Origin of the sequence: Kluyvera cryocrescens NBRC 102467 (assembly GCF_001571285.1) — a bacterium.
In the GTDB taxonomy this organism is placed as follows: domain Bacteria; phylum Pseudomonadota; class Gammaproteobacteria; order Enterobacterales; family Enterobacteriaceae; genus Kluyvera; species Kluyvera cryocrescens.
In genome coordinates this window covers 128990-148408 of sequence record NZ_BCTM01000001.1, presented here as the reverse complement: position 1 = coordinate 148408, position 19419 = coordinate 128990, and the positions used below count along the sequence as shown (strand labels likewise).

The window sequence follows — 19419 nt, the reverse complement described above, 5'->3', positions numbered from 1 at the left end:
GACGGTTATGAATCAGAACATCATGGACATCCACGGGTAGCCGATGAGTAGCAGGGCCGCCAGGAAGATGCCGCCAAAGATAGTACCGAGGCGCCAGTAGTCTTTGGTTGGCAGATAGCCACTGCCGTAGTAAATCGGGCTTGGGCCGGTGCCGTAGGGGGTGATGATCCCCATGATACCCAGCGAGGTCACCATCAGCAGCACGAAGACGTTCATGTTCATGCCCGGGATGGTTGAAGCGATGGTCAGCATCGCTGGCAGCAGCGCGGTGGTGTGCGCGGTGGTGCTGGCAAACAGGTAGTGCAGCAGGTAGAACGCCAGCAGCAATACGATGGTTGCTACGCCCGGAGAGATACCGCTCATCAGCATGCCGCCTTCTTTCCCCAGCCAGCCGATAAAGCCGGTAGAAGAGAGGCCATCGGCCAGCGCAACCAGCGTGGCGAACCACACGAAAGTGTTCCATGCCGCTTTGTTGCCGGTGATGTCGTTCCACTCCAGCACGCCGGTCCACAGCATCAGGCCGATGATCAGCAGCGCGGCCATTGCCGGCTCTATCCACGCGGCGGCAAAGATCCACATCATCAGGGCGCAGCAGACGAAGACCAGCAGCAGAATTTCGTTACGTGACAGTTTGCCCAGTTTTTCCAGTTCACGTTTGGCCCACAGCGGCACCTCATCGTTCACTTTTACTTCCGGCGGGTAGAACCAGTAGGCCAGCAGCGGCATGGTGAGGATCAGCAGCACGCCCAGCGGCAGGAAGGCGATAAACCAGGTGCCCCAGGAAATGTTGATACCAACGATGCTTTTAACCAATGCCAGCGCCAACAGGTTAGGGGCGAGGGCAGAAAGGAACATGGAGCTGGTAATACAGGCGGCGGTGATTGCAACCCACATCAGATAAGAGCCGATTTTACGCGCGCTAGGATCGTTAGGTTTTGACCCGTACAGCGGTGGCAGGTTGGCAATGATTGGGTAGATAGTCCCACCGCTTCGCGCGGTGTTGGATGGTGTAAAGGGAGCCAACAGCAGATCAGCCAGGGTAATGGCGTAACCCAGCGTCAGGCTGCGACGCCCCAGATATTTCACCAGAATCAGCGCCAGGCGACGGCCGAAGCGAGTTTTGTCATACCCAGCGGCGAACATGAAGGCGCCGAAGATGAGCCAAACGGTAGAGTTGCCAAAACCGCTTACCGCCCACTTAAAGGAGGCGCCGGCCAGTTTGAATTTCTCGTCCGCCAGTTGCTCCGGACTGAACAGCACCCATTGGCTGCACAGGGCGATGGCGACCACCCCGGTTAGGCCAATAACGGCACCCGGCAGAGGCTCGAAGATCAGGCCGACTATCACGCCAACAAAGATGGCGAAGTAGTGCCATGCGTAAGGAGGGAGCCCATCAGGTACTGGGACAAAAAGGAGCAGCACGGCCACGATAATAGGCAGAGCCATCATTAGAAGGCGGTTTTTCTTACCGTCCTTCGGTTTGCTCACCGGAGCCGGTGAGTGCGATGTCGCAGATTTCTCGTTCATATTACGCTTCTATAAGTAGTTAATAATAAGGTTTGCTAAAATCGCCGCTGTGCTTTTTTTAGTTATTTTACTTTTATTAGGTTTCAAAAGCGCGACTGGCAATTTTTTGTAAAAGCTGTTGGCGCTATTTTATTTAGCGCTAATTTAAAAAAATCTTATATTCATATAATGCGCTTTTGGATGCTATTGCAATTGATCGCGATCAAAAAAACTCAGAAGTGGTGTTATTTTTAAACGCGATTGATTAACCCTATGTGATTATGGGGTTATTATAATCACAGAATCTATTAATCATCTTATTTAACGGCGTTTTTCGCTGCGATTCATATATTTAACTTATTGATTATGTGGTTTTTATCTTTCATCGTGAACTGGTTTTACCACTTGAGATACGGTTACAAATAGATTGCTATTTATTAAATATTTGTGAATAAAAATAAGATAATAAATAACGCTATAGAGGTATTGGTGTTATTAATGGGATTAAATAGTTTTTTAACTAACGTAATGACTTTAGTAACTAAAATTATCGCTATATTAATAGCATGATATCGGCAAAACAAATAACTCAAATACAGTCCGATCCCGAATTCTTGAATTTAATTTTTAAAGTTTGGAGTATCTATTATGAAAAGTGATCATCGCGTATTCAGCTCCTTCACATTACCCAATGGCACTGAGCTTAAAAACCGTTTGTTTATGGCACCGATGACTACATGCGCGGGCTATTACGACGGTTCCGTTAGCAGCGAACTGGTGGAGTACTACCGTGCGCGCGCCGGGAGCATCGGTACCATCATCGTGGAATGTTGTTTTGTTGACGATTTAGGCCTCGCCTTCCCAGGGGCGTTAGGTATCGACAGCGACGAAAAAATCGCCGGTCTTGCCAAAATCGCCGATGCCATTAAATCCAAAGGTTCAAAAGCGCTGCTGCAGATTTATCACGGCGGCCGGATGGTGGATCCTAAGCTTATCGGCGGCCGGACTCCGGTGGGACCAAGCGCAGTTGCCGCACCGCGTGATGGAGCAGCAACGCCTGTCGCGCTGACTACCGAAGAAGTGGAAGGAATGGTAGGCAAGTTTGGCGATGCCGTTCGTCGCGCAATTCAAGCGGGCTTTGACGGCGTGGAAATCCACGGCGCAAACACCTACCTGATCCAGCAGTTCTACTCGCCGAACTCAAACCAGCGCGACGACGAATGGGGCGGCAGCCGCGACAACCGTGCGAAGTTCCCATTAGCGGTGCTGGATATCACCCATAAAATGGTGCGTCAGTACGCCGACGATGCGTTTATTATCGGCTATCGTTTCTCACCTGAAGAGATGGAAGTCCCGGGTATCCGCTTTGACGACACGCTATACCTGATGGAAAAGCTGGCAGCTCGCGGTCTGGACTACCTGCACTTCTCCGTTGGCGCCACTCTGCGTCCGTCTATTGTTGACACCACCGATCCCACACCACTGATTGAAAAATATGTGGCCATGCGTTCAGAGACATTGGCGCAGGTGCCGGTGATGGGCGTGGGCGGCGTAGTCAATGAAAGCGATGTGGATAGCGCGATGGCGCACGGCTATGATCTGGTTGCCGTAGGCCGCGCCTGTATTGCTTACCCTGATTGGGCGGACCGCATCGCCGATGCGCAGATGCTGGATCTGTATATTGACAGCACCCAGCGCGAAGCGCTGAACATCCCAGAGCCGCTGTGGCGCTTCTCGCTGGTGGAAGCGATGATCCGCGATATGAGCATGACCGTCTCGAAATTTAAGCCGGGCGTGTTTATTGAGAAGGTCCAGGATGAGGCCGGTGAGTTGGTTATCAACGTCAGCCTCGAAACCGACCGTATTGCGGATATTGAACTGACCGGCGGCGTCGATCAGGACGTCGAGTTTGTCACCAGCTTTGAAGAGATTCGCTCGCGTATCCTCGATGCCAATACGCCGCACGTTGATGCGATTTCCGGCGCGACCAGCCAGAGTGAAGCGGTTAAAAAAGCCGTGTCGAAAGCGATGGTGAAATCCAGCAAAGCGCTGCAGGCGGAAGAGGGGGGCGAAGCATCCACGCCACAGGCTTATGACGTGGTTGTGGTTGGCAGCGGCGGTGCCGGTCTGGCGGCAGCAATTCAGGCGCATGACGACGGTGCCCGAGTACTGATTGTTGAAAAAATGCCAACGATTGGCGGTAACACCATTAAAGCGTCTGCCGGGATGAATGCGGCCGAAACGCGCTTCCAGCGGGTTAAAGGTATTCAGGACAGCAAAGAGCTGTTTTATGCCGAAACGCTCAAAGGGGGTCACAACAAAAATAACCCCGCGCTGCTGCGTCGCTTCGTTGAAACCGCACCGCAGGCTATCGAATGGCTGGCGGATCGCGGCATCATGCTTAACGATATCACCACCACCGGTGGGATGAGCATTGACCGTACGCACCGTCCAAAAGATGGTTCCGCCGTCGGCGGATATCTGATTAGCGGCCTTGTGCGCAACGTCACAAAACGTCAGATTGACGTCATGCTCGACACTTCTGTGGTCGATATTGTGATGGAAGGCGGCGAAGTTTCCGCAGTGCGCCTGCTGACCGATGAGAAAGAGAACCTGACCATTCAGACGCGCAGCATCATTGTGGCTACCGGCGGCTTTAGCGCTAACAGCGAGATGGTGGTGAAATACCGTCCGGATCTCGCAGGCTTTGTTACCACTAACCACAAAGGCGCGACTGGCGGCGGTATCGCTCTGCTGGAACGTATTGGTGCGGGAACGGTCGATATGGGCGAAATTCAGATTCACCCAACGGTTGAACAGAAAACCTCTTATCTGGTTTCCGAATCTATCCGCGGCGGCGGCGCTATCCTGGTGAACCAGAGCGGTAACCGTTTCTTCAATGAAATGGATACTCGCGATAAAGTCTCGGCGGCCATCATTGCTCTGCCAGAACACTATGCTTACATCGTGTTTGATGAACATGTTCGGTCGAAAAACAAAGCGGCGGATGAATACATCGCCAAAGGTCTGGTGACCAGCGCCAGCACGCCGAGCGAACTGGCAGCGAAACTGGGCCTGGATGAATCCGCGTTCCTGGCGACGCTTGACCGCTATAATGCGGCGGTGGAAAAACAGGATGACGAGGAGTTTGGTCGTAAAACGGCGCTGCGTGCACCGCTTAACGAAGGGCCGTACCACGCCATTCAGATTGCGCCGGGCGTTCACCACACGATGGGGGGCGTAACGATCAATACCGACACCAATGTGCTGAATGCACAAAAACAGGCGATCCCAGGGGCCTATGCCGCCGGGGAAGTGGTTGGTGGGATTCACGGTGGCAACCGTATTGGCGGGAATGCCGTGGCGGATATTATTATCTTTGGTACGCTTGCCGGCCATCAGGCTGCAATGCGTGCACAGCAGGTACCGTGGGCGATGCTTGAATCAGCGTAATTAAGCCCCGTAGCCCGGTTTCATTCGTGATGCCGGGCTATTATCATCCAGCAAAGGGGGAAATGAATGTCAGACACCACAAGGGTTTACAGTTATTCCGCCGTCCTGATGGGCTCTCCCATCCTGCTTAAGCTTTTTGCCCACGACGAAGCGCTCGCTTCCCGCGTATTCCGCCTTATCAAACAGTATGAAGATCTACTCACCGTCAACCGCGCGCAGTCGCAGGTGATGGATATCAACCATGCTGCCGGCAAACGCGCCGTGACGGTCAGCAGCCCGGTTTACAGTCTCATCAAATGTGCCAAAGCGGCGAGCATGCTGCCGGACAGTGCCTTCAATCTCGCGATTGGCCCACTGGTGAAGCGCTGGCGTATTGGCTTTCGTGGCGACACCGTCCCGCCGGCTGAAGATATTGTCCGTTTACTGGCACTGACCGATCCGAAACAGGTCGTGCTGAACGATGACGAGCAGAGCGTTTATCTCACGCAAGCCGGAATGGAGATCGATCTCGGGGCGATCGCCAAAGGTTATATTGCCGATCGCGTGCGTGATTACCTGCGCAAAGAAGGGGTTGTTCAGGGGCTGATTAATCTCGGCGGTAACGTGCAGACACTCGGAACGCCAGAAGGGGGATGGTCAATCGGCCTGAAGAAACCGTTTTCTACCTCTGGCTCAATGATCGGCACGCTGGAAATTGCGCATAAATCGGTGGTTACGTCCGGGGTTTATGAGCGTTTTTTTGAGCACAACGGGCAGATTTACCACCATATCCTCGACCCGCGTACCGGCTACCCGCTGAATAACGAGTTGGATAGCGTGACGATCGTCAGCGAAAATTCCATTGATGGTGATATCTGGACCACGCTGATGTACGGCATGGGCGTTGAAAAGGGCTGCGCCGCGCTGCGCGCGCGGCCGGATATTGAGGCGATTTTTGTCACCAAAGCGAAAGAAGTGGTGCTGTCGTCTAGCCACCACTATCGCTTTACGTTGTTGGATAACGATTATCGCCTTACTGGCAGTACTGTTTAAGCAGCGCGTTTTGTTCCGGCTGCAAGCGGTAGCGATAAACCGGTCGGCCGGTGGCGCCATAGTGAATGCTGGTGAACAGAATATTGACCTGCGCCAGCCAAATCAGATACTTGCGGCATGAGACGCGGGAAATATTCACCGCCTGCGCGAGGTCATCGGTGGAGAATTCCGTCTCTGGGTGCGCATCTATCCATTGGCACAGCGTACGTAGCGTCTGCGGCGTTAAGCCCTTCGGCAGGCGTTTCGTGTCGGCCAACTCAGGGGTACCGCCGTGCAGCAGTCGATCAACGTCGGCCTGCTCGTAATAAGCGTGGCTACCCATCAGCTGTTTTTTCTCCCGCCAGCTCAACAGCGCTTCTTCAAATCGCGGAAATTGGAACGGCTTTATCAGATAATCGACGACGCCGTAGCGCATGGAGGTTTGCACGGTGGCGGCATCAGAGGCGGAAGAGATCATGATAACGTCGATGGCGCGGCCCGAGTTGCGTACCTCGGGGAGCAGGTCCAGACCGCTATCCTGCTGCATATACACATCCAACAGGATCAGGTCGATAGGCTGGGCGCGATCGAGAACTTTGTCTTTAGCCTGTTGTAGCGTTGAGGCGATCCCGATGCAGACGAAGCCGTCAACCCGCTCGATGTAGCAACGGTTCAGGTCGGCCACCATGGCATCATCATCGACAATCAAAACATTAATCACGCGTCGTTCCTCTCGAATCCCAGGGAATATGGACAAAAAATTGTGTGAATACGCCAGGCTCTGACTCGACGGAAAGGGTACCGCCAAGATTTTCCGTTTGCTGGCGGGCCAGGAACAGGCCTACGCCACGATTTTCGCCTTTCGTTGAAAAACCTTTATTAAAGATAGCGTCTATTTTCTCCGCCTCGATACCCGGGCCATCATCGCTGACCTCGCCGCTTAACCAGCCGTTCTGGTAGTGCAGCAACAGTCCGATTTCACCTTCTCCCTGAGCAGCCATGGCGTCCAACGCATTCTCAATCAAGTTGCCGAGCACCGTGACCAGAACCGCAACCTGCACTTCGTTTGGGTTATCGGGAATAAGACTTTCCTCGGCCAGCGTCAGGGTAATGCCGAGATCGCCCGCTCGGTTGATTTTGCCCAGCAGGAAACCGGCGATAATCGGTGACTTAATTTTATGCTGTAGCGTGCCAATATCCGTCTGGTAGTTTTGGGCGGTTTGCAGAATGTACTCTTCGAGCTTGTCGTAGCGCTTCATGTGCAGTAACCCAAGGATCACATGAAGTTTATTCATAAACTCGTGAGAATGGCTGCGCAGGGCATCAACGTAATTCACCAGGCCGTCCATGCGCTGCATCAACTGACTGATTTCGGTTTTATCACGGAAGGTGCTGATGGCACCAATGACGCGTTTATTGTTCAGTACCGGTACGGTATTGCACAGCAGCAAACGACCGTTACAGCCAATCTCTCGATCTTCAATAGCATTACCACTGGCGAGGACGTCCTTCAGGTTGGCCAGCAGCGGGGCGTGCTGAGCTTCGCCAAGTGCAGTGCTGTTGGCGGAAAAGAGAAACTCACGCGCAGCCTGATTAATCAGCGTTACTCGCCCTTTATTATCCACCGCAATCACCCCTTCACGCAGCGATTGCAGCATGGCCTGGCGTTGTTCAAACAGGCTGGAAATTTCATGGGGCTCGAGGCCGAAAAGAATATTTTTCAATACCCGCACTAGCCCCCAGATGCCGAGCGTACCCACGATGGCGCTAAAAAGGACAAACCAGATGGCATTCCAGCGCGCTCGGCTCAGCTGTTCGTCGACCTTTTGGAGCGAAATACCGACAATAACCACGCCAATTTGTTGTTTGCTGTCGTTATAGATCGGCGTAAAGACGCGCAGAGCCTCGGCGAGAACGCCGTGGTTAATCGACAGATTTTCCTGTCCTTTCAATGCCGGCTGCAGATCGGCCCCAATGAAATGCTGGCCGATAAGCTGGGTATTCGGATGAGAATAACGGACGGCATCCATGTTGGTGACGACGGCATAAAGCAGGCCGTTGCGCTGCTGTACGGCGGTGGCAATGGGTTCAATAATATTCTGTTCCGGCGGGAAGCTTAAGCCACGCTTGATTTCAGGAGAATCTGCCAGCGTTCGTGCAATCGCAAAGGCCGTATCTTCCACGCCGGCACGGGTGGCTTTGGTGATTTGAATAAAATAGAAGGCGTAAACCACCAGTAAGACGGAGAAAATGACGCTACAAACCATCAGCGTGACCAGCGTGCTTAGCTTCATAGGGCGCTTCGGGTGGGGCTGAGGCTGCTGCTTGCTGCGCATTAAAACCTTCATTTATCAATAGCAAAAACGCATTATCGCCGATGTTACTCAATACATAAAGTGGTCACGTCCTTACAAAAACTCACGCCTCTTTGTGACCGTACTCGCAGAGCTATTCATACAAAACACTTTAGTATTGCTGCAGAACCCATAATAAGGAGACCGTTTATGAGCACTAAGCTTGCAGGTTCAGTCATGGAACGACGTAGCTCGACGACGGCTGAAATTGATAGATTATCAACCCGCGATATGTTAGGCGTTATAAATCAAGAGGATAAATATATCGCCGACGCCATTACCCCTTGTCTTGATGAAATCACGCGGTTGGTTGATACTGCGGTGGCGACGCTAAGTCATGGCGGCCGTGTAGTACTGGCTGGCGCCGGTGCCTCGGGCCGAAATGCGATTATTACGGCTAATGAATATGCACCGGATGAAAAGCATCCGCTGATTGGATTGATTGCCGGCGGGGCGCTGGCAATGCTGCACAGCATGGAGGAGGCCGCGCAGGATTATGATCGCGGTATTCTCGATCTGCAGGCCATCGGGTTCACACAAAAAGATATGCTGGTGGCGCTGACGGTGGGGGGCAAAACCCCTTGGCTGTGGGGCGCGCTGCGTCATGCCTGGTCGCTGGGGGCACCGCGCGCGGTGATCACCCGTTTTGCCCAAAGTGAAGCGACAGAACTGGCGGATATCGTTATCGCTGCGCAAACTGGGCCTGAAGCGGTGGCTGGCTACGGAAATCCGAAGGCGATTGCGGCGCAGAAAATGGTACTGTCGATGCTGACGACTGCGCTGGCCATTCGCAGCGGGCGGGTTTACAGCAATATGCGCGTTGATATCCGCGGTACGACTCTGCATATGGTAGAACGCCAGATTGCTATCGTCATGGCGGCGGGGAACTGCTCCCGCGCGGCGGCAAAAGCGGCGCTGGAAAGCTGCGATCACCACTGTAAGACAGCTATCTTGATGGTGTTAACCGGAATGGACGCATGGAAAGCACATGAGCTGCTGGCGCAAAATAACGGGTTTGTACGTGTCGCGTTACAAGAAGCGCCATAGCAGGAAGGATAATATAAAAAAAGCCCGCATAATGCGGGCTTTTTTCATCGCCGGGTTAGAACTGGTAGTTCAGACCCATGCCGAGGACGTTATCGGTAGAGATACCGTTAGCATGGTAGAAGTTGGATGAGCTATCCAGCAGGTTAACCTTGAAATCAACATAAGTGGACATGTTTTTGTTGAAGTAGTAGGACGCAGCAACATCAACGTAGTTTACCAGATCCTGGTCGGTCAGATAGGAACCGCTGTCATTGTGGTGGACACCGACATCATAACCGCGGGAATAGACCCAGGCCAGAGATGGGCGCAGGCCAAAGTCGAATTGGTACTGTGCGGTGACTTCAAAGTTTTGCGTTTTGTTAGCGATACCATCGTCACCAAACGGTGTCATGTTACGGGTTTCAGCATACATCATCGCCAAATAGATGTTGTTGATATCGTATTTCGCGCCCAGAGTCCAAACTTCAGCCGTATCGCCGCCAGCGCGAACGCTGCCATTTTTGCCATTACCGTAGTTATTGTATGTCCCGCGGGAATTAACCTGGTCGTTGGTACGGTCAGAAGCACCGTATGCTGCACCGACGCTCAGGCCCTGCAGCACAGGGAAGGCTTCGCCGAATTCATAGGTGGTAGACATACTGTAGCCATCGCCGTTCTGGAAACGAACGTCATTGTGACCGTTTTTAGTCCCTTCCTGATGATTTGAGCCATCTTCGTTATTGCCCTGGTACTGCAGCGCGAAGTTCCAGCCTTCGACTTCGCCAAAGAAGTCGGTGTTACGGTAGGTAGCAACGCCGTTGGTACGACCCACCATAAAGTTATCGGACCAGGTGTAGGAATCGCCACCAAACACTGGCAGCATATCGGTCCAGCTTTCAATGTCGTAGATCGTACCGTAGTTACGACCGTAATCGAAGGAACCGTAGTTAGCATACTTCAGCCCCGCAAAGGCAAGGCGGTTGAAGGAGTTATCGCCTGCATTCTCGGTGTCGTTAGCGTAGGTTTTGTACTCCCACTGAGCATAGCCAGTCAGCTCGCTGTTGATTTGCGTTTCGCCTTTAAAACCAAGCTGCACGTAGGTTTCGTCGCCATCATCGCCTGCGTTATCAGAGAAGGTGTGACGGGCATCAAGATTGCCGTAAAGATCAAGTTTATTGCCGTCTTTATTATATATCTCCGCAGCATTTACGGCTCCGGCCATCAGAAGAGCAGGAACCAACAGTGCCAGTGCTTTAATTTTCATTATATTTTCCTTTGCATTATTACGCATGTGAATAAGGTAACGTCATCCGGCGTTACTGACCTGCATACTATATTGGAGGTTCATTTTGTTTTACGATATAAATGTAATTAAAATATATAAAATATTTCAAAATGTTTTATTTATAATCAATTAAATATGTGAAACCGATATCAATCATTATGTTATATATAAAATGCTGTTTTATAAGGTTTTTATTATGTGGTTGCGAAGATTGATTTTATTTCATTATGTATGAATAAATATAAGGTGGATATATGATTTCATCGATATGATGTTCAGGGGAGACAGGGCATGGGTTTTAGTAATAACTAAATGTGCGGCTTAATGTTTATTTATTGAAGCAGTGTGACTATCATTGATAGATATTATTTATTGACATTAAGAATGGGTGATAAATTAAAAACAATCACCGTTATATTTCACACCACAAGATTTGCCTACGAAGTAAATAATTCAGGTCATTTTAAGCTTACCAAGACCATTACGGGCCTTTTCCGACGACTCGCGAGGTTGTCAGGGCAAAATTGCCGAAGATCAAGGGAGTGGCACTTCGTTGCGTCGTGGGGAGATCAGAGACTACCTTGCGGCACTTAAATCGTTATAATGTGATTATCGTCACATTTTGTTGTGGTGGTATCGCTGTTGGTATGATTAGTGTGATGAGAGTTTCTATGGAAGAAAGGATGAATCGTGGCCCAGGCGGAAGACTGGCGTTATGGGTTTTCTACGCGTTTTGTGGTTACTTTGTCTGGGCGATGGTGCGCTATGTATGGGTCATCAGCGCGGTGGAGACCATTCCTGGCGCAACAATTGACGGTGAGATTGGTTCCACCAGCGGTAAATGGTTAGGGGCAATCCTGGGTTTCCTGTTGCTGAGTATTGTGGGGGCGCTACTCGGGGGAATCGCCTGGTATACTCGTCCTCGTCCGCCTGAGAATGAAGAGCGGTCATAATATTGCTATGCTGAGGGTCGGTTAATACATTCAGGTATCAATGGAATGGATCTCACGACGTGGCAGCAGCAAATTGAATTGTGGTTCGATAAGCATTACAACGGCGGAGATGCTTCGCATGATGTTGCTCATTTCCGCCGGGTATGGCATTCCGCCCAACAGATAGCCAGCGGCCAATCAGTTGATCTGTCCGTTGTTCTCTTCGCCAGCTATTTTCACGATCTGGTCAGCCTGCCGAAAAATCATCCTGACCGCGCGCGTTCCTCTGTGTTATCCGCTGAGCGTACACGGCAAATTTTAGCCCGCGATTTTCCGTTATTTCCTTCAGAACGGCACGCTGCCGTTGCTCACGCCATCGAGGCCCATAGCTTCAGCGCCCGAATCGCGCCGCAAACGCTGGAGGCAAAGATTGTGCAGGATGCCGATCGCCTGGAAGCGCTGGGCGCTATTGGACTGGCTCGCGTATTTGCCGTTTCCGGCGCGATGAATGCCGCACTCTTTGATGCTGACGACCCCTTTGCCGAACATCGTGCATTAGATGATAAAGCTTATGCCCTCGATCATTTCCAAACCAAATTGCTGCGCCTGCCGGAGACCATGCAAACGGCAAAAGGACGCGAGATGGCGCAGCACAATGCTGATTTCCTCGTACACTTTATGGCCAAGCTGAGCGCGGAGCTATCCGGTGACCCCAACGCGCTAGATGCCGAGGTACTCAGACGATTCGCGGCGCAAGACCTGTGCAAATTATGATAATCTCAGGGTTATTTTCCTTTTTCTGTATCTGGTCAATTTTATGCAACAGCGAGTCTTATCAAACGAGGTAGCAGCAAATTCTGAGCCGGATGCTCAAGCGCTGCTCCAGCATATTCTGGAGATTTACGATCTTAAGACCGTTGTCGCCGAGCTGGCTGCTGTGGGGGAACAGCACTGGAGCCCGGCAATTGTGAAGCGCGTTGTGGCCTTATCCCGCGCCAACACGCGCTTAAGTGAAAATGAGTGTGCCCACCTGGCGGCGATGCTGCCAAAGCCGCCGGCGCATCATCCGCATTATGCGTTCCGTTTTGTGGATCTCTTTGCTGGAATTGGTGGGATCCGCAGTGGGTTTGAAGCGATTGGTGGTCAGTGCGTTTTTACCAGCGAGTGGAATAAGCACGCGGTACGTACCTATAAAGCCAATTGGTATTGCGATCCGCAGGAGCATCAGTTTAATGCCGATATTCGCGATGTGACGCTGAGCCATCGCCCGGAAATCAGCGACAGCGAGGCGAGAGCCCACATCCTCAATGCTATCCCCCAGCATGATGTTCTGCTGGCGGGCTTTCCCTGTCAGCCGTTCTCGCTGGCGGGGGTGTCGAAAAAAAATGCCATGGGACGGGCGCACGGTTTCGCCTGCGATACGCAAGGGACATTATTTTTCGACGTGGTACGCATTATTGATACCCGTCGTCCGCCTATTTTCGTGTTGGAAAATGTCAAAAATCTCAAGAGCCACGATAACGGTAAAACCTTTCGCATCATCATGCAGACCCTTGATGAATTGGGTTATGAAGTGGCAGATGCGGCGGCGATGGGGGCTGATGACCCCAAGATTATCGACGGCCAACACTTTCTGCCTCAGCACCGTGAACGTATTGTGCTGGTAGGATTTCGCCGGGATTTAGGGCTGCATAACGGCTTTACGTTACGCGATATACCCGCACTTTACCCCGAACGACGCCCCACCTTTGGTGAACTGCTTGAGCCCACGGTCAATCCGAAATTTATACTGACGCCGGTGCTGTGGAAATATCTCTACCGTTATGCGCAAAAGCATCAGGAGAAGGGCAACGGTTTTGGTTTTGGTTTGGTCGATCCGACTCGCGCAAGCAGCGTAGCGCGCACGCTTTCGGCGCGATACTACAAGGACGGTGCCGAGATCCTCATTGACAGGGGATGGGATCGGGCCTTGGGTGAAAAAGACTTTGACGATGCGCATAATCAGCTGCATCGCCCGCGCCGTCTGACACCGCGCGAATGCGCGCGTCTGATGGGATTTGAATCACCGCAAGGATACCGTTTTCGCATTCCGGTATCCGACACCCAGGCCTACCGGCAGTTTGGTAATTCAGTCATTGTGCCGGTATTCGCCGCCGTGGCGCGACTGCTGGAACCGCGCATTTTGCAGGCCGTGGCGCGGCGGGATGCGGAAACGAAAAATGGTCGACGTCCACAATAAAGCCACTCGCCGTAAAAATATGCGCGCCATCGGCGCGCAGAATACGGCGATTGAAAAAAGAATGGCATTCTTGCTTGATTCACTGGAGCTGCGCTGGCAGGCGCAGGACAGCAGCCTGCCGGGGCGTCCCGACTTCACGTTGAGCGAGTATCGCTGCGCCATCTTCACCCACGGCTGTTTCTGGCATCATCACGATTGTTATCTATTCAACGTTCCCGCGACCCGAACCGAGTTCTGGTTGCACAAGATTCACGGCAATGTTCAGCGCGACGCCCGCGATATGATGCGATTAAGCGAGCAGGGCTGGCGTGTGCTGGTGGTGTGGGAATGCGCGCTCCGGGGGCGTAAAAAGCTCAGCGACGCCGAACTGTCTGAACGGCTGGAAGAGTGGATCTGCGGCGGCGATGGCAGCGCGCAGATCGACACGCAGGGCATTTCTTGCCTGGACCTTACTTCTGCACCTCGCAGGCAATAGGCGTGCTTTTCGCTGGAAACAGATATTTCCCCAGCGTAACCAGCACAACTGCCGCAATAATAATCGCCAGCGCCAGCCACTCAATTGCCGATAAACTTTCCCCGTTAAAGCCGGTGCCTAATAGGACGGCGACCACCGGGTTGACGTAGGCATAGCTGGTCGCTACGGCAGGGGTGACGTTGCGAATAAGATACATGTATGCGTTAATCGCGATGATAGAACCAAATACCGCCAGATAACCCACGGCGAGGAAGCCGCGTAAATCTGGCATGGTCGTCAGGCGTTCGCCGCTGAGCAGTGACGCGATCATCAGGACAATGCCGGCGGCCAGCATCTCAACGGCACCGGCCATCATGCCGGTCGGCAGCGTGATTCGCGAACCGTATACGGAACCAAATGCCCAACTCAGGGAACCAATTAAAATCATCAACGCGCCCCACGGATTTCCGCTAAGGTTACCGCCGCTATTGAGCAGTACAATGCCGGCAAGACCAATAGCAATACCCATCCACTCAAGCTTACGCGTCGCGATACCAAAAAAGCGGCTAAAGCACAGCGTAAATAATGGCACGGTAGCCACCATCACTGCGGCAATACCAGAAGGCACGTGCTGATGCTCAGCGACGGTAACCATGCCGTTACCTACCGCCAGCAGCAAAACGCCAATCAGCGCCGCGTTGAGCAGCGGTTTGGGTGCAGGTAAACGGTGGCCCGTTGCCAGCAGGAAAATCATCAGGACGATACCGGCCGAGAGAAAACGCACGCCCGCCATCATTAACGGTGGCCAGCTGGCGACGCCAATGCTGATGGCAAAATAAGTTGAGCCCCAGATGATGTACAGCGCGAAAAGCGCACCCACCAGCGGTAACAGATGTTTAAAACGCATACTTCCTCACGGCAAAATAGCAAGCAGGCAGATAGTAAACGCCAAAACTACCTCTCTGGCGAGTGCTTTAATTCAGGGGTTGAATGTTGTGTTTATGTTATAAATATGTATCACTTACTCCTGACGCTTTTTTGCTTCATACTTTGTTATCAATACAAAAATGAAGGATGTCACTTGTGGCAGGAAGTAGCTTATTAACCTTGTTAGATGATATCGCCACCTTGTTGGATGATATCTCGATGATGGGCAAGCTGGCGGCAAAGAAAACCGCAGGCGTACTGGGCGATGATTTATCGTTGAATGCGCAGCAAGTCTCGGGCGTGCGGGCTAATCGCGAGCTGCCGGTGGTATGGAGCGTAGCAAAAGGGTCGATGCTCAATAAGGTCATCCTCGTGCCGCTGGCGCTGCTGATTAGCGCCTTTATCCCCTGGGCCGTGACGCCATTGCTGATGATTGGTGGTGCCTATCTCTGTTTCGAAGGCGTCGAAAAAGTGGTGCATACGCTGCATGAGCGTAAGCATAAGGGCGATGATACGGCTCGCCAGCAGCGGCTGGAGGCGATAGCGCAGCAGGATCCCGGCAGCTACGAGCGGGACAAAGTGAAGGGCGCTATCCGCACGGACTTTATCCTATCGGCGGAAATCGTTGCGATTACGCTGGGGATTGTCGCCGATGCGCCATTACTCAATCAGGTGCTGATTTTATCCGGTATTGCGGTACTGGTGACGGTTGGGGTCTACGGCCTCGTTGGCGTGATTGTGAAGCTGGATGATATGGGCTACTGGCTGGTCGAAAAAAGCAGTGCGCTGGCGCAGGCGGTGGGCAAAGGCCTGCTGGTGGTGGCGCCGTGGCTGATGAAGATCCTCTCGGTGGTCGGTACGTTGGCCATGTTTTTAGTCGGCGGCGGCATCGTGGTTCACGGAGTTGGGCCGCTGCATCATGCCATTGAAGGCTTTGCCGTTCAGCAGGCGTCGTGGATAGCGATGCTGCTTCCTACGCTGGCAAATCTGGTGCTGGGCTTTATCCTCGGTGCCGTTGTGCTAGCCGTGGTTAACGGGGTTGCACGTCTTCGTCAACGCCACGGATAAAAAATGCTGCCCCGGTACGCAAATCGGTCAGGAATCGGCTAAGGTGAAACAGTTTCACCCTGATACCGGAGGCAATAATGGTCTTTTTGGTCAGTGATGAAGTCCGGCCCAAAAATGGCGGGCCGCGTATGGTCGTAACGGGTTATGCCAGCGGGATGGTTGAGTGCCGCTGGTATGATGGATTCGGCGTCAAACGGGAAGCATTCCGTGAAGATGAGCTGATACCCGGCGATATACATAAACAAGAAAAGGCGTAATGACCGCGTCTACGCCCGGCGTATGCCGGGCGCTTTATACTCGTCATACTGCAAGGTTGCCTGTGCGTTGGTGGCATTCATCACCCGAATCACGTCTTTGAGTCGGTTCATCGGGTTCATCCACTAAGCACCTCCCGGCAATGCGAGTTATTTTGAGTAGATAACTGAATATTTTTAAGTCTTTGTCGTCGCGTGAAGTAGTGGAGCATCATGGATTATCAGCAGCAGACAAGTTTGAAAAACCTGAGCGTTGTGGCAGTTAGCGAAAGATACAGGGGGCCAAAGTGCATCCCTTGACGGTAAAGACCACCGCCTCACCACCTGGAATGTGGGCGAGGCTGACACGGCGCATTCGACCAGAACGAGTGGTGAACATCTGCTTTCTGGTGGTGGTGTTATTTTCAACACTGTTGACCTGGCGTGAAATCATTGTGCTGGAAGAGGCCTACATCTCCAGTCAACGTAATAACCTGAAAAACGTTGCCAATGACATGGATGCGCAGCTTCAGTTCAATACTGATAGGCTGCTTTTTTTCCGTAACGGTATGCAATCGGCGCTACAGATCCCGCTGGCTTTCGAAATTCTGCGCACCGCGGAACAAGAGTTCGAGCGTCAGCGCACGCTGCCGGACTGGCATATTTCCCTGAATAACAACCGTACTCTGCCGCTCAACGGTGTTTCAGACGCATTTGTCGAACACACGCACCTGCTGTCGCGTGATAACCCGCTGCTGAGTAACGAATTTATGGCCAGCATCGAGCTTGGCTATTTGCTGCGTTTGTCATCGTTAACTCGCCAGCACCTGTCCCGTTTCGAAACGCATATGATTTACGTCTCTCGCGCTGGTTTTTACCTCAGCACCGAGCACGAAGAGCGTGGAAGTATTACCGAGTACTTCTACAAGCTGGCGACAAGCCCATGGTTTACCGCGCAATCGCAGCGTAGTAACCCGGATCGCGGCGTGAAATGGCTGACCACCTTCAACACGGAAAAACCGCCGGCGGCAGAAATGGTGATTGCCGCTGTGCCGTTGGATTTTCAACAATACTGGTTTGGCGTGCTGGCGATTCAACTGTCGGTCAACGAAGTGACACAATTCCTTATTCAGTCAGTCGAAGGCGAGGATGACGGTGAATATCAGCTCTACGATCGACGTATGAATCTGATTGCTTCTTCAGAGCAACTACCGTCACGGCGCACCCAGCTATCGCAGGAAATTCAGGCGCAGCTTGCGCATGCCTATGAGAACGATAATGAAGGTAGCGTCCGCCAGGTATCGCGTTTCATCAGCTGGGAAAAGTTGCGAAACTTTGATGGCGTGCTGTTGCGCATTCATAGCCTTGATGATGGTATCCGCGGCGAATTTGGCAGCATCAGTATTGCCTTAACGCTGTTATGGCTGCTGTTTAGCTCAATGCTGCTGATTTCGTGGGCGGTGATCCGCCGTATGGTACGCAATATGTCGTCGCTCCAGGATTCACTGGAATGGCGGGCCTGGCATGACATGCTGACGCGCCTCTACAACCGTGCAGCGCTGTTTGAACGAGCAGGCAAAGCGCTGGAGAAGTGCCAGCACAATGACCAGCCAATGGCGGTGATCCAGCTCGATCTCGATCATTTTAAAGGAATCAACGACAAGTATGGTCATCAGGCGGGCGATAGGGTGCTGGTCTATATCGGCCGGGTACTGATGAATAAACTGCGTAAGCACGATATTGCTGGCCGCGTTGGCGGGGAAGAGTTCTGTATTGTCCTGCCGGATACCAGCCTGGAGGAGGCGCGCATCGTCGCCGAGCGTATTCGAGAGAGTATCAACAGCCGCGAAATTCTGATTGGTAAAAAACAGACCATCCGGGTCAGTGCGTCGCTGGGCGTGTGCTGTAGCGAAGAGCTTCTGCGTTATGACTTTGAGCACCTGCAATCGATCGCCGATAGCCGTCTGTATCAGGCGAAAAAGAGCGGGCGGAACCGGGTTTGTACCGAAGATTAAGCGCGGCATGCGTATTTGGTGACATAGCACATAAATTTTACTTATGGGTAAATAAATGGTTAAGAATAATCTCAAAGCCCGGAGGGCGAGTTTTCGGACGAGGAATTAACAACTTATTGATTTTTAAAGTCTTTGCCGAAAGTGGATGGCGAGAAGGGTGTTAAGTGATACTTATTTATTAGGTGAATAATTCTTGTCATTCGAAATAAACGAAGATAATGTTTCATCCACGTCAGATTTCCTGATGTAACGAATATTTCAATGCTTCTTGCCTCGGCAAGGTTGATCCCGACGCGTAGGTGTCGGGATTTTTTTACCCGTCTAGCGCGTGACTTCCGTGACGCTGAAATCATGTATATCCAGCTCAAACGCTTCCGCCAGCTCATGCCAGGTATGATATTCACGACCGTCTACGCTGACATGATGCGGATCGTCAGCCGTACGGTGGATTTCACTTTCGCTAATTTCATTGATGGCTGCCAGCAGCGCATCAACGTTTACCCCCCGAGGGTCAATATTCGCTTTCATCACCGGTACCTTTTTTTTCACTCCCTGTATAAGTATACATCGGTCGCATAAAACTGCTCATTTTTTGAGCTATTAATGGTAAGTGACGGATTAGTAGACGGTTATGCAGCAATGCGCTGCCAGAACGTCAAATTTGTTCTACACTGGGCTAAACCAATCAGGAGATGACGTTTATGCAAGTTAACGATCGTGTGACGGTCAAGACCGATGGGGGGCCACGTCGCTCCGGTGTTGTTTTGGCCATCGAGCAGTTCAATGAAGGGACGATGTATCTGGTGGCGCTGGAGGATTATCCGCTCGGGATCTGGTTCTTCAATGAAGTCGGGCATCCTGATGGCATCTTCGTGGAAGGGGCCGAATAGGCTTTTGACACCTGGCGGTAGACATA

General features: G+C 52.2%; 17 protein-coding genes. 11 read left to right on the top strand and 6 right to left on the bottom strand.

Going from position 1 to position 19419, the window contains the following annotated elements:
* Positions 1-12: 12 nt before the first annotated feature.
* Complete coding sequence (locus KCR01S_RS00780; protein WP_202212791.1) at positions 13-1527, bottom strand: anion permease; 1515 nt, start codon at positions 1525-1527, stop codon at positions 13-15.
* A 627-nt stretch (positions 1528-2154) separates the two neighbouring features.
* On the opposite strand from KCR01S_RS00780, the gene KCR01S_RS00775 reads away from it, so the two are divergent.
* Positions 2155-4959 carry a flavocytochrome c gene (locus KCR01S_RS00775; RefSeq protein ID WP_061279262.1) on the top strand — a complete coding sequence of 935 codons (2805 nt, stop codon included), beginning with the start codon at positions 2155-2157 and terminating at the stop codon, positions 4957-4959.
* Between the two features lie 66 nt (positions 4960-5025).
* A complete protein-coding gene (locus KCR01S_RS00770; RefSeq protein ID WP_061279261.1) occupies positions 5026-5991 on the top strand; it encodes an FAD:protein FMN transferase in 966 nt (321 codons plus the stop codon).
* On the opposite strand, the gene dcuR is transcribed toward KCR01S_RS00770, so the two are convergent.
* A complete protein-coding gene (gene dcuR, locus KCR01S_RS00765; RefSeq protein ID WP_061279260.1) occupies positions 5972-6691 on the bottom strand; it encodes a two-component system response regulator DcuR in 720 nt (239 codons plus the stop codon). The two genes, KCR01S_RS00770 and dcuR, sit on opposite strands and share 20 nt — an antisense overlap.
* Positions 6684-8306 (bottom strand): sensor histidine kinase, encoded by a 1623-nt coding sequence (locus tag KCR01S_RS00760; protein WP_061279259.1) that lies wholly within the window; start codon positions 8304-8306, stop codon positions 6684-6686. Before KCR01S_RS00760 ends, dcuR begins: the two co-directional genes overlap by 8 nt.
* Before the next feature lie 168 nt (positions 8307-8474).
* On the opposite strand from KCR01S_RS00760, the gene KCR01S_RS00755 reads away from it, so the two are divergent.
* Complete coding sequence (locus KCR01S_RS00755) at positions 8475-9371, top strand: N-acetylmuramic acid 6-phosphate etherase (protein ID WP_061279257.1); 897 nt, start codon at positions 8475-8477, stop codon at positions 9369-9371.
* A 55-nt stretch (positions 9372-9426) separates the two neighbouring features.
* Here the strand turns inward: KCR01S_RS00755 and ompC are convergent, their stop codons facing one another.
* Positions 9427-10614, bottom strand: a complete 1188-nt coding sequence (ompC, locus tag KCR01S_RS00750) for a porin OmpC (RefSeq protein WP_061279256.1) — start codon at positions 10612-10614, stop codon at positions 9427-9429.
* A gap of 692 nt (positions 10615-11306) precedes the next feature.
* On the opposite strand from ompC, the gene drpB reads away from it, so the two are divergent.
* From drpB to KCR01S_RS00730, 4 genes are read left to right on the top strand one after another with little or no spacing between them, the layout of a single operon-like run.
* The gene (drpB, locus tag KCR01S_RS00745; protein ID WP_061279254.1) at positions 11307-11588 is read left to right on the top strand and encodes a cell division protein DrpB; all 282 of its coding nucleotides are present in this window, start codon (positions 11307-11309) and stop codon (positions 11586-11588) included.
* 45 nt (positions 11589-11633) lie between these two features.
* Positions 11634-12341: a phosphohydrolase gene (locus KCR01S_RS00740; protein ID WP_061279252.1), complete on the top strand. Its 708-nt coding sequence runs from the start codon at positions 11634-11636 to the stop codon at positions 12339-12341.
* A gap of 43 nt (positions 12342-12384) precedes the next feature.
* Positions 12385-13806 (top strand): DNA cytosine methyltransferase, encoded by a 1422-nt coding sequence (locus tag KCR01S_RS00735; RefSeq protein ID WP_061279250.1) that lies wholly within the window; start codon positions 12385-12387, stop codon positions 13804-13806.
* On the top strand, positions 13787-14281 hold the full coding sequence (locus KCR01S_RS00730; RefSeq protein ID WP_061279248.1) for a very short patch repair endonuclease: 495 nt from the start codon (positions 13787-13789) through the stop codon (positions 14279-14281). The genes KCR01S_RS00735 and KCR01S_RS00730 overlap by 20 nt, the downstream gene beginning before the upstream one ends.
* On the opposite strand, the gene yedA is transcribed toward KCR01S_RS00730, so the two are convergent.
* The gene (gene yedA, locus KCR01S_RS00725) at positions 14256-15167 is read right to left on the bottom strand and encodes a drug/metabolite exporter YedA (RefSeq protein ID WP_061279246.1); all 912 of its coding nucleotides are present in this window, start codon (positions 15165-15167) and stop codon (positions 14256-14258) included. The two genes, KCR01S_RS00730 and yedA, sit on opposite strands and share 26 nt — an antisense overlap.
* Before the next feature lie 167 nt (positions 15168-15334).
* On the opposite strand from yedA, the gene KCR01S_RS00720 reads away from it, so the two are divergent.
* The 3 genes from KCR01S_RS00720 (at position 15335) to dgcQ (ending at position 18503) form a co-directional block, all read left to right on the top strand.
* Positions 15335-16255: a DUF808 family protein gene (locus tag KCR01S_RS00720; RefSeq protein ID WP_174522452.1), complete on the top strand. Its 921-nt coding sequence runs from the start codon at positions 15335-15337 to the stop codon at positions 16253-16255.
* 77 nt (positions 16256-16332) lie between these two features.
* Positions 16333-16512, top strand: coding sequence for a YodC family protein (locus KCR01S_RS00715; RefSeq protein ID WP_061279242.1), 180 nt, complete (start codon positions 16333-16335; stop codon positions 16510-16512).
* A 326-nt stretch (positions 16513-16838) separates the two neighbouring features.
* Positions 16839-18503, top strand: a complete 1665-nt coding sequence (gene dgcQ, locus KCR01S_RS00710; RefSeq protein WP_061279240.1) for a cellulose biosynthesis regulator diguanylate cyclase DgcQ — start codon at positions 16839-16841, stop codon at positions 18501-18503.
* A gap of 321 nt (positions 18504-18824) precedes the next feature.
* Here the strand turns inward: dgcQ and KCR01S_RS00705 are convergent, their stop codons facing one another.
* Positions 18825-19031: a YodD family protein gene (locus KCR01S_RS00705; protein ID WP_061279238.1), complete on the bottom strand. Its 207-nt coding sequence runs from the start codon at positions 19029-19031 to the stop codon at positions 18825-18827.
* Positions 19032-19204: 173 nt separating this feature from the next.
* Here KCR01S_RS00705 and dsrB point away from each other — a divergent pair, with 173 nt between their 5' ends.
* A complete protein-coding gene (gene dsrB / locus KCR01S_RS00700) occupies positions 19205-19393 on the top strand; it encodes a protein DsrB (RefSeq protein ID WP_061279236.1) in 189 nt (62 codons plus the stop codon).
* Positions 19394-19419: the final 26 nt, after the last annotated feature.

Excerpts from the sequence above, each read along its gene's own strand:
- KCR01S_RS00780 (WP_202212791.1), bottom strand. The coding sequence starts at position 1,527 with ATGAACGAGAAATCTGCGACATCGCACTCACCGGCTCCGGTGAGCAAA.
- KCR01S_RS00775 (WP_061279262.1), top strand. The coding sequence starts at position 2,155 with ATGAAAAGTGATCATCGCGTATTCAGCTCCTTCACATTACCCAATGGC.
- KCR01S_RS00770 (WP_061279261.1), top strand. The coding sequence starts at position 5,026 with ATGTCAGACACCACAAGGGTTTACAGTTATTCCGCCGTCCTGATGGGC.
- KCR01S_RS00760 (WP_061279259.1), bottom strand. The coding sequence starts at position 8,306 with ATGCGCAGCAAGCAGCAGCCTCAGCCCCACCCGAAGCGCCCTATGAAG.
- KCR01S_RS00755 (WP_061279257.1), top strand. The coding sequence starts at position 8,475 with ATGAGCACTAAGCTTGCAGGTTCAGTCATGGAACGACGTAGCTCGACG.
- ompC (WP_061279256.1), bottom strand. The coding sequence starts at position 10,614 with ATGAAAATTAAAGCACTGGCACTGTTGGTTCCTGCTCTTCTGATGGCC.
- drpB (WP_061279254.1), top strand. The coding sequence starts at position 11,307 with ATGGAAGAAAGGATGAATCGTGGCCCAGGCGGAAGACTGGCGTTATGG.
- KCR01S_RS00740 (WP_061279252.1), top strand. The coding sequence starts at position 11,634 with ATGGATCTCACGACGTGGCAGCAGCAAATTGAATTGTGGTTCGATAAG.
- KCR01S_RS00735 (WP_061279250.1), top strand. The coding sequence starts at position 12,385 with ATGCAACAGCGAGTCTTATCAAACGAGGTAGCAGCAAATTCTGAGCCG.
- KCR01S_RS00730 (WP_061279248.1), top strand. The coding sequence starts at position 13,787 with ATGGTCGACGTCCACAATAAAGCCACTCGCCGTAAAAATATGCGCGCC.
- yedA (WP_061279246.1), bottom strand. The coding sequence starts at position 15,167 with ATGCGTTTTAAACATCTGTTACCGCTGGTGGGTGCGCTTTTCGCGCTG.
- KCR01S_RS00720 (WP_174522452.1), top strand. The coding sequence starts at position 15,335 with ATGTCACTTGTGGCAGGAAGTAGCTTATTAACCTTGTTAGATGATATC.
- KCR01S_RS00715 (WP_061279242.1), top strand. The coding sequence starts at position 16,333 with ATGGTCTTTTTGGTCAGTGATGAAGTCCGGCCCAAAAATGGCGGGCCG.
- dgcQ (WP_061279240.1), top strand. The coding sequence starts at position 16,839 with ATGTGGGCGAGGCTGACACGGCGCATTCGACCAGAACGAGTGGTGAAC.
- KCR01S_RS00705 (WP_061279238.1), bottom strand. The coding sequence starts at position 19,031 with ATGAAAGCGAATATTGACCCTCGGGGGGTAAACGTTGATGCGCTGCTG.
- dsrB (WP_061279236.1), top strand. The coding sequence starts at position 19,205 with ATGCAAGTTAACGATCGTGTGACGGTCAAGACCGATGGGGGGCCACGT.